The sequence below is a fragment of the Limnohabitans sp. 2KL-1 genome, assembly GCF_003063435.1.
Classification (GTDB): domain Bacteria; phylum Pseudomonadota; class Gammaproteobacteria; order Burkholderiales; family Burkholderiaceae_C; genus Limnohabitans_A.
This window is the reverse complement of record NZ_NESL01000010.1, coordinates 23,012-40,289: the sequence shown is the minus strand read 5'-3', so window position 1 is coordinate 40,289 and position 17,278 is coordinate 23,012. Positions and strand designations below refer to the sequence as shown.

The 17,278-nt window shown below is 61.4% G+C and carries 14 protein-coding genes; 8 read left to right on the top strand and 6 right to left on the bottom strand.

The window, feature by feature from the left end; genetic code table 11:
* The first annotated feature begins 158 nt into the window (after positions 1–158).
* Both B9Z47_RS15715 and B9Z47_RS15710 read left to right on the top strand, forming a co-directional pair.
* Positions 159–986, top strand: a complete 828-nt coding sequence (locus tag B9Z47_RS15715; RefSeq protein ID WP_108332169.1) for a hypothetical protein — start codon at positions 159–161, stop codon at positions 984–986.
* Positions 979–4,212 carry a DEAD/DEAH box helicase gene (locus B9Z47_RS15710; protein WP_108332168.1) on the top strand — a complete coding sequence of 1,078 codons (3,234 nt, stop codon included), beginning with the start codon at positions 979–981 and terminating at the stop codon, positions 4,210–4,212. The genes B9Z47_RS15715 and B9Z47_RS15710 overlap by 8 nt, the downstream gene beginning before the upstream one ends.
* Positions 4,213–4,833: 621 nt before the next feature.
* Here B9Z47_RS15710 and B9Z47_RS15705 read toward each other — a convergent pair.
* Both B9Z47_RS15705 and B9Z47_RS15700 read right to left on the bottom strand, forming a co-directional pair.
* Positions 4,834–5,274, bottom strand: coding sequence for a MarR family winged helix-turn-helix transcriptional regulator (locus B9Z47_RS15705; RefSeq protein ID WP_108332167.1), 441 nt, complete (start codon positions 5,272–5,274; stop codon positions 4,834–4,836).
* Positions 5,271–5,819, bottom strand: a complete 549-nt coding sequence (locus tag B9Z47_RS15700; RefSeq protein ID WP_108332166.1) for a flavin reductase family protein — start codon at positions 5,817–5,819, stop codon at positions 5,271–5,273. Before B9Z47_RS15700 ends, B9Z47_RS15705 begins: the two co-directional genes overlap by 4 nt.
* Positions 5,820–5,917: 98 nt before the next feature.
* Between B9Z47_RS15700 and B9Z47_RS15695 the strand changes: the two genes are divergently transcribed.
* The 6 genes from B9Z47_RS15695 to B9Z47_RS15670 all read left to right on the top strand — a co-directional run bounded on the left by B9Z47_RS15695 (position 5,918) and on the right by B9Z47_RS15670 (position 12,862).
* Positions 5,918–7,003 carry a peptidase M29 gene (locus tag B9Z47_RS15695; RefSeq protein WP_108332196.1) on the top strand — a complete coding sequence of 362 codons (1,086 nt, stop codon included), beginning with the start codon at positions 5,918–5,920 and terminating at the stop codon, positions 7,001–7,003.
* Positions 7,004–7,148: 145 nt separating this feature from the next.
* Entirely contained in the window at positions 7,149–7,946 is a 798-nt protein-coding gene (locus B9Z47_RS15690) for an alpha/beta fold hydrolase (protein WP_108332165.1), read from the top strand.
* Between the two features lie 32 nt (positions 7,947–7,978).
* A complete protein-coding gene (locus B9Z47_RS15685) occupies positions 7,979–9,223 on the top strand; it encodes an acyl-CoA dehydrogenase family protein (protein WP_108332195.1) in 1,245 nt (414 codons plus the stop codon).
* The gene (locus B9Z47_RS15680; protein ID WP_108332164.1) at positions 9,223–10,761 is read left to right on the top strand and encodes a class I adenylate-forming enzyme family protein; all 1,539 of its coding nucleotides are present in this window, start codon (positions 9,223–9,225) and stop codon (positions 10,759–10,761) included. Before B9Z47_RS15685 ends, B9Z47_RS15680 begins: the two co-directional genes overlap by 1 nt.
* Before the next feature lie 152 nt (positions 10,762–10,913).
* Positions 10,914–11,879, top strand: a complete 966-nt coding sequence (locus tag B9Z47_RS15675) for a tripartite tricarboxylate transporter substrate binding protein (protein ID WP_108332163.1) — start codon at positions 10,914–10,916, stop codon at positions 11,877–11,879.
* The gene (locus tag B9Z47_RS15670; RefSeq protein ID WP_108332162.1) at positions 11,879–12,862 is read left to right on the top strand and encodes an alpha/beta fold hydrolase; all 984 of its coding nucleotides are present in this window, start codon (positions 11,879–11,881) and stop codon (positions 12,860–12,862) included. Before B9Z47_RS15675 ends, B9Z47_RS15670 begins: the two co-directional genes overlap by 1 nt.
* Positions 12,863–13,106: 244 nt before the next feature.
* Here the strand turns inward: B9Z47_RS15670 and B9Z47_RS15665 are convergent, their stop codons facing one another.
* The 4 genes from B9Z47_RS15665 to B9Z47_RS15650 form a co-directional block, all read right to left on the bottom strand.
* Complete coding sequence (locus tag B9Z47_RS15665; RefSeq protein ID WP_108332161.1) at positions 13,107–13,883, bottom strand: YecA family protein; 777 nt, start codon at positions 13,881–13,883, stop codon at positions 13,107–13,109.
* Positions 13,884–14,025: 142 nt separating this feature from the next.
* Positions 14,026–15,270: an ATP-binding protein gene (locus B9Z47_RS15660; protein WP_108332160.1), complete on the bottom strand. Its 1,245-nt coding sequence runs from the start codon at positions 15,268–15,270 to the stop codon at positions 14,026–14,028.
* Between the two features lie 160 nt (positions 15,271–15,430).
* Positions 15,431–15,922: a putative toxin-antitoxin system toxin component, PIN family gene (locus tag B9Z47_RS15655; protein ID WP_369912454.1), complete on the bottom strand. Its 492-nt coding sequence runs from the start codon at positions 15,920–15,922 to the stop codon at positions 15,431–15,433.
* A complete protein-coding gene (locus B9Z47_RS15650; protein WP_233253840.1) occupies positions 15,919–17,271 on the bottom strand; it encodes a class I SAM-dependent RNA methyltransferase in 1,353 nt (450 codons plus the stop codon). Before B9Z47_RS15650 ends, B9Z47_RS15655 begins: the two co-directional genes overlap by 4 nt.
* Positions 17,272–17,278: the final 7 nt, after the last annotated feature.

Below are 17,278 nucleotides of genomic sequence, written 5' to 3'. Positions count from 1 at the left end.
AGCGGATCCCGGACGAGTACGCCAGCATCCCAAAGTGCATTGCGAATAAATAAATCACAAAGAATTTACTTGCGAAATGCAAGTTAGACTTTAGGACTCGGATGAGCCGTTGTCTTACTGGCTGCACGCGCTAAAAATAATCTTAATGGGAGAACGCCTTGATTAAATCGAGTCCTGTCGAGATCGACAAGGATGTCTCAGGTTTGAATTGGGAGGTGGCGGACTTTCAGGAACTGGCGAAGATTGTGGCCGTAATAGCAGTCGGTCAGGTCGTACATGCCGCGCGGATCCTAGATCAGCTTGAGCAAAATACACCAGCGCTTTCGATTCCGCAGTTGAACGAGGCTGCGTGTGAACAACTGACCATCAAGTCGGGTCTGAATCCAGCGCAAGAGATCGCGGCGCGCGCCCACAGAGATGGTTTTCTGTTCGAGTGCATTTCCTGGATCGCAACACGCCAAGGTGCGAATGACCGAATCTTTCAGAAAGATCCCCACATAAGTGCGACTTCGCAAGGTCTCGACGGATTAGTAGTTGAGCTTGAACCGATGAAGGCACAAATCAAGACGGTGACGATCTGCGAAGACAAGTGCACAGACTACCCACGGGATAAATTCCGCGACGAAGTGATGCCTACATTCACGGAGCACCACGGAAATAAGGTGCGTGGACGCGAGTTGCTCGCGACGGCGGTGGACATCATCAAGTCCAAGTTCACCAACGGCACGGAGGCATTGCTTGCCGCCCAAAGAGTAATGGAGCTGGACTGCCGCCATTACCGTGCTGCCTTGACCGTGGACACCACTATCGTTACTCCGGAAAAGCGGGGCAACCTGTTTAAAGGCTACAACGGACTGGCAGGTATCGAGCAGTCTCAGCGAATAGGTGCCACCTTCGTAATGAGCGGGGACCTGCGACCGTGGTTTCAACAGTTGGCGGACGCTGTGATCGCGGCAATCAAAAGCGGGAAGGTCAAAAGTGTTTGATGTACAGACTGCCGAACTCCTGGAGGCCGCACCAGCGGTTCCCGGCCTGGATCCGGCGCAGCTGCCCCAACTACTCACCCGCCACTTCGCCCAGCTGGTAGCGCGCCGCTTGCGTGGTGCCCAGCGGGACGACGATGAAGGCACGGACTGGCCGCTTGAGCGCGTTGCGGACGTCAACGAAATCATGGCGACGGTGAGCGATGACCCAGAGGTGCGCCGTCCAGCCGCGTTCGTGGCAGGCACCGCACAGCAGATCCTCGCGCGGGAGTCCGAACTTAGAGAGCCAGTGGGCGATCCCGTGGCCGCAGTCGGCCGCGACCAGGTCAGCGCCACACTGTCCGCAGCGTTACTGTTCTTCATTGCCGAGCAGTATGCCGATGCCTACGAGGCCGGCGGGCTGATCAATACCAGAATTGGCAGTGCTGAAGTCCGGCGTTTGGCATCGCATATCCGTGATCTCGTGTGCGGCCGGGTAGAGGCCATCCTCGGCCGATCTGCACAACTGGACGGCGACAGGCCTGTGTTGGAAGGGTGCATCGAGGAACGCGCCTTCAACCGGCTTGCTGCCACCCTGGCCGATGGCATCGAGCACTTGGCCCGTTACGTATTGTCTGAACCCGTGGACGGTCCCATTGGACACCGGCAGCAGGCGCAGCGGGACTTTAAGCAGGTGTTCCGGCTTTCTAGCAATGAAGCGAGCTGGAGGGGATTTGCCGGTGTGCTTCGTACGTCCTACCCCGGGCCAGCACAGCTCGCCGCACTTCTGTTGGCTGCCAGCGGTGGGCTCGCGGGTGCATCTCTGACGCGTTTACCGCCGCCAGCTGGATCCGATGAAGATTTCTGGAAGGGCTGGTTACGGTTCAGGGCGCAGAGTAATCCCTATGTGTGGCAGAACCACCGAGAGGCCATCGCCGAGGATTTTCACCAGGTTGGCCGCAACGCGGTGCTCGTGCTGCCCACAGGCGCAGGCAAGACCACCGTGTCCACTCTGAAGATTGCCAGCACGCTTGCCAGCGGCAGGAAGGTGATCTTCCTGGCCCCGACTCATGCTCTTGCAGAACAGGTTGCCGATGACCTTCAGGGCCTCTTCCCGGCCGACAGGTTCGGCATGAAGGTATCCGGGGAATTTGATTCGCTATTGCTGGAAGGCAGCACACTACAAAACATCGAGGTGATGACCCCCGAGCAGTGCCTGGCGATGCTGTCGTATTCGCCAGAGTCTTTTAGCGACGTCGGGCTGCTGGTTTTCGACGAGTGTCACTTGTTGAGTCCACAGACACACAAGATAGGGCGCGCACTGGACGGGATGTTGTGCCTACTGGAATTCTGTGAGCAGGCTCCCAATGCCGACCTGCTTTTCCTCTCGGCCATGCTGAAGAATGCGCAGGATTTCGGTGACTGGATCACATCACTGACGGGACGCGTCTGTGCCGTTGTGGAGTTGTTATGGAAACCCAGCCGTCAGGCCCGCGGTGTAGTGGTGTACCGACGTAGCGATATCAGCACGGTGGAAGCAGAGTCTCTGTCCATTCAGTTGGCGATGGACGAAGAGGGAGGAAAGGCTGCCACGGGGCTGCGTGTTGCGGCGAAACGGGCCCTAACGGCGCAGCCTTTTGTGGTTTGGGGATTGCGCCACAACTGGGCTGCCGTACCCGATGCGCGCGCATTAACCGCCTTGTCAACCGAGACATTTGCGCTCTCTGGAAAGCTCAGCAATCGTGGCGTTGTCGCGTTGCCTAATGCTAACGAGACTGCTGCCCGTATTGCTGTGGCGGCCGCAGGTACCGGCGCGAAGTCCATCATCTTCGTCAACACCAAGCCCGTATCGGTCAGCACCGCCAAAGATATCGCAGAGCAACTTGCGATGGATGTGGTTCTTAACGAGAGAGAGGCCGCCCTATGGTCCACAATCCAGACCGAGCTGGGACATGCGAGGCACTCGGTCTTCGGAAATGGCGCTTTCGGTGCGGTGCCGCACAATGCGGCGATGCTGCGTATAGAGCGTATGCTGTCCGAGCGGCTGTACAAGCGTTCCGATGGTGCGATGGCCATCGTCGCGACGCCGACCCTTGCACAGGGCTTGAACCTTCCGGCGCAGATCGCGGTGCTCGCCGGCGATAAGCGAGCAGCCGACGAGGGGAACGGTAGAGAAGATCTTCAGGCCCATGAACTGTTAAACGCGGCTGCGCGTGCCGGACGTGCGGGCCATCTGGCCAATGGGGTTGTCCTCCTGGTGCCGGAGCCACTGGTGACTTTCCGCAACTCCGCGCTCAATGACTCCCCGCTGTTGGCGAAGTTGAGTTCAGTCCTTCCCGAGGACGACCGGTGCGTGACAATAACCGATCCTCTTGAACGCATCCTGGACCGCATCGCTGAAGGCGAGACCGATGACACGGAGGTGCGGTACACCGTCAACCGCCTGGCCACGCTGGCCAGCGTCGACGGAGATCCGAGCCAGATGGATGCGCTGATGGCACGGAGTTTTGGAGCATACAAGGCCCGCCAGCTTCAGCAGGAAGATGCCTACCTGGAAAAGGTTCTAGGCTTGTGGACTGAGGTCCAGGAAGCGGCAGAGGATGAATGGGACTCAGTGGTAGTAGGGTTGGCGTCTAAGACAGGCCTGCCGCTTGACCTGCTGGAGCGCCTCCGCAATAAGCTGGATGCTGCGGCTGCGGACCTGCCGACGTCGGTGGTCGGTTGGGTGCACTTCATCTTCGGGTGGCTGCAGGAGGACGTAGCCGCCCGTGATCACCTCCTGGCTGGTGTGCGGGAGGCAGCGCTCAAGGCAACCGGCGCGGCTACTACTGGCAAGCTCATGAAGTCAACACTGGTGGATATCGAGCCTGCTGTGATAGCTTGGCTACATGGAGAGCCTCTTAATGCCATCGAGCGCATCCTAAAGGGCGATCCAGATGCGAAGGCGCCGACAAAGGCGATTTGCCCGCGTGCGCGTGAGCTGGCCTCGACGTTCGTCGTGCGTGGCTTGTCCTTTATTGCTGGTGTGGTGGCACGAATGGTCTTGGACATGGACCTCACGTTGGATGTAGACCCTGAGGCTTCTCTGGTTGTGCAGAGCCTTGCTGCGGCGGTCCGTCGGGGCTTTGATTCACCCGAGAAGCTCGCATTCGCCAACGGCAATCCGCAAGTGTTGGGTCGGGTGGAGCTGCACCGTCTGTACGTGGCGAAAAACTCAGAGGATGACCTGGGTTTTGACGACGACAATTGAGGCGACAGGGGGCAGCTACTTTGTCGTAGGGTGTTTCCGCAGGGTCCCGACCTAGGCCATTTGCTGTCCTTGATTAAGACTCCTTTGTGCAGGGAGGAAAAATAGGATCAGCGGCCAAATCGGGGCGTGCCCTGTGCGTGATGCAGACCGGACTTAGAGCAAACCATTGTTGGCTCTTCGCCTTCATTTGCTTTGTGGATGTGTGGCAACAGGAAGCCTGGCACCGCTTCGCAGCCTGACTGCGGGCCATCGCATAGTGGATGTCGGTTTGATAGCGCAACTTGCATTCCATAGTCGTTGAGGTGAACGACAGCAGTTCGGCGACGAGTCCGGCACGACGTGTGTCGACCCAGGGCGCGCAGCATCGTCAGATTCTCAGGATCGTCGAGCGAAGATGCTGGGCCGAAGCAGCGCACCTCAGTCCGGTCGTTCGCGCCACACCAGCGACAGAGACCTCAGAGGACGCAAACTGGCTGAGGCCACTCGCTCGCTTTGTAGCTTGCAACGGCGGCAACCGCAGCAAAACCGGCATTGAGTCTCAGATCACAATTTGCCTCAAAGACCCGCAATGGATGACTATTCCCAACCTATAGCCAAAACTTTAGCTGCATCGTTGCACCCTCAGGCACCGCTGTGCGCGGCAATCAAGCTCTCCAACATGAGCTTAAGTTGATGCGCTGGGTCTGCACCCAAAGCAGACACCACCTGCGCTTCGTGCGCTTTGGCTTGCTTCAGCAGAGGCTGCACTTTGCGCCTACCTGCGGCTGTTAGGCTGACCAGGCTTTGCCGTTTGTCGTGTGCGGAGTCGCAACGCTGGACCCACCCGGCGTCTTGCATGCGGCCCACCAACTTGGTCACGGTGGGTTGTTTGGCCAGCACGATGCTGGCGAGTTCGTTGATGCTCAAACTGTCTTTGCCCGACAGGCTGGCCATGACGCGCCACTCCATGAGGCTCAGGCCGCTGGCTTCGACCACGGCATGAAATTCGCTCGAAATCAAATGGCTGGCGCGGGCCAGCAAATAGGCCAGGTAGTCGTCGACAAAGCCTGCGGAGTTGCTCATGCCAGTGGCGTGGTGGTGCTGAACTGACCGCCCTGGTAAACGAGCGGGGCCGAGCCATCGCTGAAGCCACAGCGTTCTACTTCGCCCACAAAAATCACATGGTCGCCCTCTTCGTGGCGGCTGCGGTTGTGGCATTCAAACCAGGCCAGAGCGCCTTTCAAAATGGGTAATCCGGCTTGTCCCAGGGTGTAGGCGGTGTCGGCAAAGCGGTCGCCTTTGCCGTAAGCAAAGCGGTTGCACAAGTCGAGCTGGTCTGCGGCCAGCACATTCACCACATAGTGCGTGCCCGCATGGAACAGCGGCAAGCTGCTGGCCCGGTGGCCCAAGCTCCACAGCACGAGCGGCGGCGTGAGCGACACCGAATTGAAGGAGCTGGCCGTGATGCCCACAAAGCTGCTGCTGGCCGTGTCGCCTTTTTGCGCATCTGGCGCAAAGGTGGTGATGACGGTCACGCCCGTGGCGAAGCGCGACAGGGCCTGCCTGAAGTGGGCAGGCTCAAAGTCAGGGGTCAGCGGCTGAATGGTCGGAGGTGGGTTGGGGCGCATAGGGTCATTATGGATGAATTTACATGAATATTCATATAAACTGTTTGGCATGAGGTCGAGTGCGTCGTGCGCTGAACCTGTCCGTCAAGGAGACAAGCATGCTGGTGGAACGAATCGAAAACAGGTGGCTTGCGGCGTTTACCCGCACCTTCACGCTGTGCAAGGTGCAGCCTGGTGAGGTGGTGGCCATTTTGGCCGAAACCCAATCACGCCGGGTCAACGTGGACTTGGCCCGCCTCGCGCTGGAGGCCATGGGTGCACGCGTGTTCGAGGTGACGTTGACGACGCCTGCACTCACCGCCCCCGCGCCCGTGCGCTCCACAGGCGCAAGCGACGCGATTGGCCAGCTCGGCCCCGTGGTGGCTGCATTGGCCCGCGCCGACATGGTGGTGGACTGCACCGTCGAAGGCCTGCTGCACGCCCCCGAGTTGCCGACCATCATGAAAGGCGTGGACGGCCACATGCCGCGTCTGCTCATGGTGTCCAACGAGCACCCTGAAATTTTGGAGCGCACCGTGCCCGATCCGGCGCTTGAAGGCGTGGTGCGTGCCGCCATGAAAAAACTGCGTGGCGCGCAACAAATGCACGTCACGTCTGCCGCAGGCACCGACCTGCGTGTGAACCTGAAACATGGCGACAAACAAGCGGTGGTCGGCGGCGTGTGGGGCTTTTGCCCCAAGCCGGGCATGGTGTCGCACTGGCCCGCTGGGCTGGCGCTGGCGTTCCCCGCAGCGGGCAGTGTCAACGGCTCGCTGGTCATGGCCCCGGGTGATGTGAACCTGACCTTCAAAAGCTATTTGCGCGACACGATCCGCCTGACCATCGAGAACGACAGCGTGGTCGCCATCGAGGGGCAGGGCGTGGATGTGGACATGATGCGCGGCTACTGGAAAGCCTGGGAAGACGCCGAGGGCCACCGCGCCGCTTATGCCGTCTCGCATGTGGGCTTTGGCCTGAACCCGGCGGCACGCTGGGATGCCATGGCGTTCTACGACAAGCGCGACTGCAACGGCACCGAGCTGCGCGCATTTGCAGGCAACTTTTTGTACTCGACCGGGGCCAACGAAGTCGCGGGCCGCCACACGCTGGGCCACTTTGACTTGCCCATGCGCGGCTGCACCATTCGGCTCGACGACACGGTGGTGGTCGATGCGGGAGTGGTTCAAACGGATGCACTTTCATGAGGCTGCACGTACGCGCACTGCTTAATCAATGTGGGAGCGAGCCCCTGCTCGCGAATGGAGGGCGGAGCCACTTTAAACATTCGGCCGCAGGGGCGGCCTCCCACATCAAAGCTGCAACGCGGCAGATTTTCAGGCGGTACTTCTGATGAGTACGCCTGCATTCACCGACGTGGGCGTGCCCACTCAATCCGCGGTGGTGTTTTTGCACGGCGTGGGCGGTGGCCGACACGGCTGGGCAGCGCAACAAGCGCATGTGGCCGCATTGGGCTGGCGCAGCTTGGCCTGGGACATGCCCGGTTATGGCGACAGCCCCATGGTCAACCCCTATGACTTTGCGCACCTGGCGCAAGCCCTCTGGCAGATGCTGGATGCGGCGCACGTCGACCAAGCCGTCTTGGTCGGCCACAGCATGGGGGCCATGGTTGCACTGCAAGCCTGGACGCAAAAGCCAGAGCGCATCCGTGGCCTGCTGCTGGCGGCCAGCAGCCCGGCTTTTGGCAACAGCGACGGCGATTTTCAAAAGCAGTTTTTGGCGCAGCGCCTGGCCCCGCTAGAGGCTGGCAAAAACATGGGCGACATCGCCGACAAGCTGATCCCCACCATGGCCGCACCCGGTGGCGATGCCGCCCACACGATCCCTGCCAAGCTGATGTCGGCGCACCAAAGCATGTCGGCCGTGCCGCCCGCCACCTACCGCGCCGCATTGCATGCGCTGGTGCAGTTTGAGCAACGCGCCGCTTTGCCCACCCTCACCGTGCCCGTGCTGTGCCTGGCCGCAGAACATGACCGCACCGCCCCGCCCAACGTGATGGAACGCATGGCGCAAAAGATTCCCGGTGCGCGCTATGCCTGCCTGGCCGGGGCAGGGCATTTGCTGCATTACGAACAGCCCGAGGCATTCAACGCCGAACTCGAAAAATTCCTGAAGGACGTGAAACCATGAGCGACGTGCAAGACAAAACGATCCCCCACACAATGCCCACCGTCATGCCGATTTGTGGTGATGACTACCCCCTGACCGAGAAGCAGCAAAAGCTGATGGCCTTGGCCCGCCAGCTGGGCCGCGACAAATTCGCCCCGCGTGCTGCGCAGCTCGACCGCGACGCACAGTTCCCGTTTGCCAACTACGACGACATGCGCGACTCGGGCCTGCTGGCGTTGTGCGTGCCCGAAGCGCATGGCGGCCAAGGGGCCGATTACGCGACGTATGCCATGGTCTCGGCCGAGATCGGTCGCTACTGCGGTGCCACCGCGCTCACCTTCAACATGCACGTCTGCACCATGCTTTGGAGCGGCTTGTTGTCTGAAGACCTGGAGATGACGCCCGAGCAGCGCGCCTCACACCGCCAGCACCAAGCCACGCACTTTGCGCGGGTGGTGAAAGACGGCGCGATTTACGCGCAACCTTTTTCTGAAGGTGGCGCTGCGGCCTCAGGCGCTCAGCCCTTCGGCACCCTCGCTGTCAAGGTCGATGGTGGCTGGAAGATCAACGGTAAAAAAATCTTCGCTTCCCTGTCAGACGCTGCCGATTATTTTGGCGTGCTCTGTACCGAGAAAAAAGAGGGCGCTGACCTCTCACGCCGGGACACCTTGTACCTGGCCATCCCCCGCACCGCGCCGGGCCTGACGATCGAAGGCGACTGGGACCCGCTGGGCATGCGCGCCACCGTGTCACGCAACCTGATTTTCAAAGACGTGTTCGTGCCCGACGACGCGGCCCTCATGCCGCAAGGCCTGTACTTCCAGGCGGCCAGCCGCTGGCCGCACATGTTCATGACGCTTTCGCCCACTTACATGGGCATCGCGCAAGCGGCGTACGACTTCACGGTGGCCTATTTGCGTGGCGAGATTGCGGGCACGGGCCCCGTCAAGCGCCGCCAGTTCGCGACCAAGCAGATCGCCGTGGCCGAGATGTTCATCAAGCTCGAACAAACCCGCAACCTGTTTTTGCGCGCCATTGAAGACGCCAAAGTGGACCCGAGCAAATCCACCCGACTGCGGGCCTATGCCGCGCAGTACACCATCATGGAAAACGCGCAAGACATCGCCCGTCTGGCGATCCGCACTTGCGGCGGCCAGTCCATGCTCAAAAGCCTGCCGCTGGAGCGCCTGTACCGCGATGCACGCTGCGGCTCGCTCATGCTGCCTTGGACAGCCGAGCTGTGCCTGGACCGCATTGGCCGCGAAGCCCTGTACGAACCCGGCGAAAAAGACGAGTGATGGTGGGCGAAGAAACCAGCCCCCTCGCGGCCCGCTTTGCGCAGCTGGCGCAGGACTGCGGCACGCAGCCGGCCATGACTTTCCGGGGTGATGAGCGCAAACCCGGTCACACCTTCGACTGCGACTTCGCCAAATTGTGGCGGCGCGTGGAGCGTGTCACCGCCCACCTGCAGTCCACCTGGGGCGTGCAGCCGGGTGACCGTGTGGCCTGGCTCGGCTTCAACCACGAGCTGCAACTGGTCACGTTGGTGGCCTGCGCCCGTTTGGGCGCGGTGTTCTTGCCGCTCAACTTTCGCTTGGCGGTGCCCGAGTTGCAGCAGGTCATGCAAGACGCTCAGCCGCGCCTGCTGGTGCACGACAACCACCATGCCGATACTGCCCGTGCGCTGCAAGGCGCTGACCTGCAGCACACGCACAACGACACCCTGATCGCCAACGCTTCGCCTCGTGGCCTGCCGTTGCCCACTGTGCACAGTGAGCTGCCGCTGCTGTTGGTCTACACCTCGGGCACCACGGGCGTGCCCAAGGGCGCAGTGCACACGCAAGCGGCGCTGTTGGCCAATGCCCGTGCCAGTGCTTGGGCGCATGACTTTGCGCCCGGCGACAAGGTGCTGTCCACGCTGCCGATGTTCCATGTGGGCGGTCTGTGCATCCAGACCTTGCCCGCGCTGCTGGCGGGGGTGGAGGTGGTCTTGCACCCGCGCTTTGACCCGACCGCTTGGTTGGATGAAATGCACACGAGCCGCCCCACGCTGTCGCTCTTGGTGCCCGCCACCATGCGCGCCCTGTTTGAACACCCGCGCTGGGCCGACACCTCGCTCGCCTGCCTGCGCGGCATCATGACCGGCTCGTCCACCGTGCCTGTGGCTTACCTCGAAACCCTGCACGCTCGCGGGGTGCCCGTAGGGCAGGTCTATGGCACCACCGAAACCGGCCCCGTGTCCATCGTGCTGCGCCTGCCCGAGGCCATGGCCCGCGTGGGCGCGTCGGGCTGGCCGCACCCGGAGGCGCAGGTCAAACTGATCGACGCCCAAGGCCAGGAAGTTGGCCCCGGTGAAACGGGCGAAGTCTGCATCCGCGCCGCCAACCTGATGCGCGGCTATTGGAGCGCGCAAGGCGTGACCGGCATCGGCTTGCACGACGGCTGGTTCCACTCCGGTGACCTGGGCCAGCGCGCCGAAGACGGCTGCATCACCATCGTGGGCCGCAGCAGAGACATGATCATCTCAGGCGGTGAAAACATCTACCCGGCCGAAATCGAAAACCAGCTCGTCACTTTGCCCGGTGTGGCCGAGAACGCGGTGGTCGGCGTGACCGATGCACGCTGGGGCGAAGTGCCCGTGGCGGTGCTGGTGCGCAGCCCTGACGCAGCAGGGCAAGCCCTGAGCGCCGAAGCCGTGCTGGCCCACCTGCAGTCGCGCATCGCTCGCTTCAAGCTGCCGCGCCGCGTGGTCTTCATGGACAGCCTGCCTAAGAGCGCCTTGGGCAAGGTGCAAAAGCCCGCTTTGCAGGCCCTTTTGACCGGGACAAACCCTTAAAACAGGACCTTTTCTTCGCCTGTGCGACAAGGTATTCGCGGGTGAGTGGCATCATGTTTTGTACACATTGCCCGGAGACAAACATGGTCCATTTTTCACGTTCCCTTTCTCGATCCCTTCCCGGTTCCCTTTCCCGCCGCCCGGTCCTGGGCATGGCCGCTGCGGTGTTGTTGTCAACCACGTCGATGGCGTGGGCGCAAACCGCCTGGCCCAACAAGCCGGTCAAGATCGTCGTGCCCTTCGCACCCGGCGGCACCACCGACATCCTGGCCCGTGCCATTGCCCCCGACTTGGGCAAAGCGTTCGGTCAGCAGTTTGTGGTCGAAAACAAGGGCGGTGCGGGTGGCAACTTGGGTGCCGAGCAAGTGGCCAAGTCGGCAGGCGATGGCTATACCCTGCTCATGGGCACCGTGGGCACACACGGCATCAACCGCGCCCTGTATGCCAAGCTGCCCTACGACCCCTTCAAAGACTTTGTGCCCATCACACTGGTGGCAGGCGTGCCCAACGTGATGGTGGTCAACACCGATAAAGCGGCAGCCAACAAGATCAACACCGTCAACGACTTTATCCGTTATGCCAAAGCCAACCCAGGCAAACTGAACATGGCCTCCAGCGGCAATGGCACGTCCATCCACTTGGCGGGCGAGTTGTTCAAGTCGCAAACCGGCACCTTCATGGCCCACATCCCTTACCGTGGCTCCGGTCCGGCCTTGCTCGATTTGGCTGGCGGCAGCATGGACGTGATGTTCGACAACCTGCCCTCGGCCATGCAACTCATCAAGGCGGGCAAACTCAAAGCCCTGGCCGTGACCAGCGCCCAACGCTCGGCTGCTTTGCCTGACTTGCCCACCGTGGAAGAGGCCGCAGGGCTCAAAGGTTTTGAAGCCAGCAGCTGGTTTGGCTTGCTGGCACCGGCAGGCACGCCTGCCGATGTGGTCAGCCGCATTCAGCAGGAAGTGGCCAAGTCCCTTGCCACCCCCGCCATGAAAGAGCGCCTGGCCACGCTGGGCGCGATCCCCAGCGGCAACACGCCTGCACAGTTTTCGGCCCTGATTGACGCTGAGCACAAGAAGTGGGCCGAAGTCGTCAAGGCCTCGGGCGCCAAGGTCGACTGATGGCCTGGTTTGAAGGCTTCGAGCGGCAAACGCTCACGGTGGCGGGCTTGCCAGTTTGCTTTCGGCAATCGGCCGATTGGGCTGCGCAATCTCATCTGCCCGTGCTGGTCTTGCTGCACGGCTTTCCGCAAACCCATGTCATGTGGCACCGCGTCGCGCAAAACTTGCGTGGCCGATACCGCTTGGTCATGCCGGACCTGAGGGGCTACGGCGATTCGTCGCACGCCGTGAGCGACACCGAGCATGCGCACTACAGCAAACGCGCCATGGCGCAAGAGGTTGTGGGTTTGCTCGATGCCTTGGGCGTAGGTGACTTCTTTTTGTGCGGTCACGACCGTGGCGGGCGCGTGGCGCACCGTTTGGCGCTCGACCACGCCCCGCGCGTCAAGAAGTTGTGCGTCATCGACATCGCGCCTACCTTCGACATGTACAGCGGTCACTGGGGGACATTGCCGGGCAAAACCCCGGAGGTCTCTGGCCACGTAGCCGACCCGTACTTTGCGTTTGCACAGGCCTATTACCACTGGTTTCACCTCACGCAACCCGCGCCCTTACCCGAGTTCATGATCGGCGGCAACCCCAAGGCCTATCTGCACGCCAAGCTTGGCGGCTGGGGCAGCCAAAACATGGGCTACATCGAGCCTGAAGCCTTGGCCGAATACGAACGCGCCTTTTGCAACCCGGCCCTCAATGACAAGGGCTGGTCAGCTGCGATCCACAGCGCGGCCGAAGACTACCGCGCCAGTGCAGGCATCGACCTGCAGCACGACCGCGAAGGCCGAGAACGCGGCGACAAAATCGCTTGCGACACCTTGGTCCTGTGGGGCAGCCGTGGCGTGGTCAACCGCATGTTCAAACCGGTCGATCTGTGGCAGGCGCAGTGTGCGGGCCATGTGTCAGGCCAGGTCATGCCTTCTGGGCATTTCATTCCGGAAGAGTTGCCCGAGGCCACCAGCGATGCGCTGGCCCAGTGGATGGTTTGATGGCGACCTTTGACGGTTCATCAATCCGAGCGTGAAGCCCGGTTTGGGTCGGGGCCAGCCCGCTGGCGAAAAAACGCCCGCAGGTTCACAAACCATCGCTTGCAGGCAAGCTCCTACAAAACCCCAGGGCCTATGCTTCTCGCGACGAGGCTGTTTCGACTTTGTAGGAGCCAGCCTGCTGGCGATAAACGCCCGCAGACCACAGCATTCGCAAATCGCCAGCCCTCTTGGCGCTGGGAGGCCGTCAAGCCCCGCAGCACTTTTTGTATTTTTTCCCGCTGCCGCAGCTGCAAGCATCGTTGCGGCCTGGCGTGGCTTCCTTGATCACTTGCGCCACGCGGGGGCCGATGTTGCGCCAGATCTCGCGCAGGTCATACACCGCCCACAGCGCCTCGCCATAGGCGTTCAAGCGGTTTTCACTCACGCTGGGTGGGCCGTCTTCCGACAGCGCTGACAAGGTGGGCACATCGGTGTCGTCTTCGGTCAAGGCCACAACGGCTTCAAGCGACAGGTCGTGCCACTTGGTGGCGTCTTTGTCTTTGGGGGCAGCCCACTCCTCAGGCCAATTTTCCACCGCGAACATGAAGCCCAGCGCCCACACTTGCGCAAACGACGGGATCTCGCTGTCGTCAATCTCTTCACGCTCTTCCGGCGGCAAAGACGCAATCGCGCCGCGCACATCCATCACCTCGGGCGCATAGGCCTTGTCGTCGTCCAGCGCTTCCACTGGGGTGTCCAGCGCGAGCTTGATCTCGTCAAAACGGCGCTGCCACAAAGCCATGAACTGCTGGCGCTGGGCGTCGTCGGCAAAGCTGCCGCCCTCGGCCTCGTCCGGGTCAATGCCCAGCAGCATGGGCAGCCACTCGCTGTCGGGAATGGCGCGGCGGCAGCACACGAGCGCCGCCATAAAACCCTCGCAAAACTCCCACTGCGGCGTCTCTTCAAAGCGCTCGCGCAGGTCGTCCAGGATGTTGTCCAGGGTGTCAAAGTCTTCGGCTTCCAAGCCAGCGGTCGTGTTCATGGGGTGTTCCTTTTTGAATGGGGGGATTGTAGAAGGGGCAGTGGCCAGAAACGCCTGTGCTTGTCTGACGCCACTGTGCTTGTCTACCCAGTGGGCGCGAGCCCCTGCTCGCGAAGGATTTGCCACGGGTGGCTGCGAAATATCACTTGCCCCAAAGTGTCGACAACGGGGCCGCCCAGATGTTGTTGCCCAGCGGCAGGGTTTCATCGCCGTCATAAAGCAGCACACCCATTTTGAAATCAGCCCCTGCCAGTCCGGCGAGCTTTCGCAGTCCGCGCAGGTCGCTTTCTTTGACGGTGGCCGATGACTTGACTTCAACCCCGACCACCTGGCCTGCGGCGTTTTCAACCACCACATCCACTTCCACTTGGTCGGCATCCCGGTAGTAAAGCAGTTGGTAATTGCCCTCAGCGGTGCTGGCATGCTTGAGCAATTCGGAATAGACAAAGGTTTCCAGCACATGGCCAAAGCGTGTTTTGTCTTTTTGGGTTTCTTCAGTGGTCAAGTCCAAGAGGGTGGCCAGCAGACCTGCATCGATGAATTGAAGTTTGGGCATTTTGACCATGCGCTTGAGGCGATTGCGCGCCCATACATCCACGCGTTGGAGCAAATACATTTGCTCAAAGATGCCGAGATATTTGGCGGCTGTCTTGTTGTCGATGCCCACTTGGCCGCCGAGTTGAGAGTAGTTGCACATCTGCCCGGCCATCTGAGCCAGGGCACGCAAAAACCGCGGCAGTTGATCCAACTTGTCAATGTTGGCGATGTCGCAAACATCGCGCTCCACCATGGCCGCGAGGTATTGACGCGCCCAAGTTGTGCGACGCCTGTCGGTTGATCGCGTCAGTGCCTCCGGGTAGCCGCCGCGCAGCACACGGGCCACCAAGTCATCGTCGCGGGCAGATGAGCCTGCTTGAGGAAGGTGGCCAGCAAACGCACGATCCAGCCAGTTGGCAGTCTGACCAGAAATCTCGCTTTGTGACAATGGCAGCAGTGGCAAAGTCTCCATGCGCCCCGCCAAAGAATCGGCCACAGTGGGCAAGGCCATCAAGTTGGCTGAGCCTGTGAGCAAAAAACGCCCTGGGCGGCGGTCTTCGTCGACGCTTTTCTTGATCGCCAGCAACAAACCTGGGGCGCGTTGAATCTCGTCGATCACCGCACGGTCCAAGCTGCGGATCATGCCCACCGGATCTTCTTGGGCCGACAACAGGGTGAGCGCGTCATCCAGGGTCAGATAACGAAATTCGCCGCTGTGGCCAGCGATTTGCTTGACCAGTGTCGTTTTGCCTGCCTGCCGTGGACCGGCCAGGAGAACCACTGGCGTGTCGCTCATGGCTTCAAGGAGGTGCGGCGCGATGAGTCGCGGGAAAATTTCAGGATCAGTCATGGCCTGATGCTATCGGAAATTTAGGAAAATTTATGCGTAAATTCGGGAATGAAGTATCGTGAATTTTGGAATATGGCAGGGTTTTCTTGAGGCGGGTAGCGGTTTTGCGGCGAGAAAACTTGACGCATGGGCGGCCTCCTGCAAAGGGACAGCGGCAGGTTCAGGTCGCGTTAGGGTTCAACGCCACGCCGCAGCGCTCCAAGCGCTTTTTCATGCAGAGCACTTGCGCGTCTTTGCTGTGCAGGGCTGCGGTGTGTTGCACGGCCAGGTCGATGAATTTTTGGTCGTCGGCGTCTTTGCAGGCGTAGGGGGCTTTGGGCGCGTCGGGTTGCAGTTGGGCCCAGCGGTCAAAGTGGCCCAGCACGGCGCTGGCGGGCAGTTGGCGGTGCGTCAGGCGTTTGGCGATTTGTGGGTAGGCCAGTACACGGGCCAGCTCTTCGCGCATGGTGGCGGTGGCCAACCACTGCGTGCTGCCGCTCTCCACGCTGGTGCGCAGCGCTTCGGCTTGGGGTTCGTCAAACACCCACAGGTCGAGCACGATGTTGGTGTCCAGCACGCGGCGTGCCGGGGCATGAAGCAAGCTTGCGCTCGGACTCTCGCTCAGAACCGTGCCCACCTCAAGACCGACCTCAATGCGCCCCTCCAAACTCATGGGGCAGAAGTGCCGGGTGTGCCAGCCGTGTTGATGTCAGAGCCGTCCACCGAGCCCTGGACTGAGGCGTCACTTGGCGTGCGCTTCAAGCTGCCCTTGACCATGTCAAAGCGGAACAAGCGGCATTCGATGGGGCCGTTCCACATGGGCACGCGGCGCGATTCTTTCAGGCGCATTTTGCTGGGCAGCTTCAGGTCGGGTGTGAGCATCCAGGCGCTCCAGCCGCTGTAGTTTTTCTTCCAGTGGCTGGCCAGTTGAGAAAAGAAGTCGACGCTGTCGTCGCCGTCTTGGGTTTGGGCGGTTTCGCGGTGGTGGCTTTGGTCGGCGGCACGCGTACTTGAACGTGCATCGGCCAAGGCTCCGGGTTGAAAGCTGTCGCGCCCACGCCCGGCCACACCTGCTGCGGCAATGCGCTCGCCATAAGGCGGGTTGAGCAGCATGACGCCGGGCGTCTCGCTCGGGGGCATGCGTTGCAGTGCGTCGCCGCCCCGGAACTCGATCACGCCCGACACGCCTGCGCGCTCGGCGTTGCGCTCGGCAAAGTCGACCATGCGGAAGGCCACATCGCTGCCAAAAACCGGCGCGGTCGGTTCGTGTTCGTGGTCGCGGGCTTCTTCGATCAGGCCTTGCCAGACGTGGTTTTGGAAAGGCAACAATTTCTCGAAACCAAAGCGGCGCTGCAAACCAGGCGCGATGCCGCAGGCGATTTGCGCCGCTTCGATCGGGATGGTGCCGCTGCCGCAGCAGGGGTCGTACAGGGGCACGGTGGCGTCCCAGCCACTGGCCGCGATCATGGCGGCGGCCAGCGTTTCCTTCAAAGGCGCGTCGCCCTTGTCGGTGCGCCAGCCGCGCTTGAACAAGGGCTCGCCCGAGGTGTCGATGTAGAGCGTGGCCGTTTCTGGCGTCAGGTGTGCGTAGATGCGCACGTCGGGCCAGCTGGTGTCCACGCTGGGGCGCTCGCCGCGTTTGGCGCGAAAGCGATCGGCCACCGCGTCTTTGATTTTGAGCGCGGCAAAGTTCAGGCTGGTCAGCGGGCTGTGCTGCGCGGTGATGTCGATCTTGAAGGTTTGCTTGGGGGTGAACCAGATTTCCCAGGCCACTTCGCTGGCGGCGTTGTACAGGTCGTTTTCGTTGCGGTAGTCGGTGACCGACAGCTGCACCAGCACGCGCTGGGTCAGGCGGCTGTGCAGGTTGATGCGCATGGCGTCGCGCCAGGATGCGCGGGCCATCACGCCGCCACGACCCGTGAGCAGGTCGTGGCCCGTCAGGCCCGTGATGGCGTGGACCTCGTCGGCCAAAAAGCCCTCAACGCCAGCGGCGCAGGGCATGAACAGGTTCAATGAATTCACTCAAATA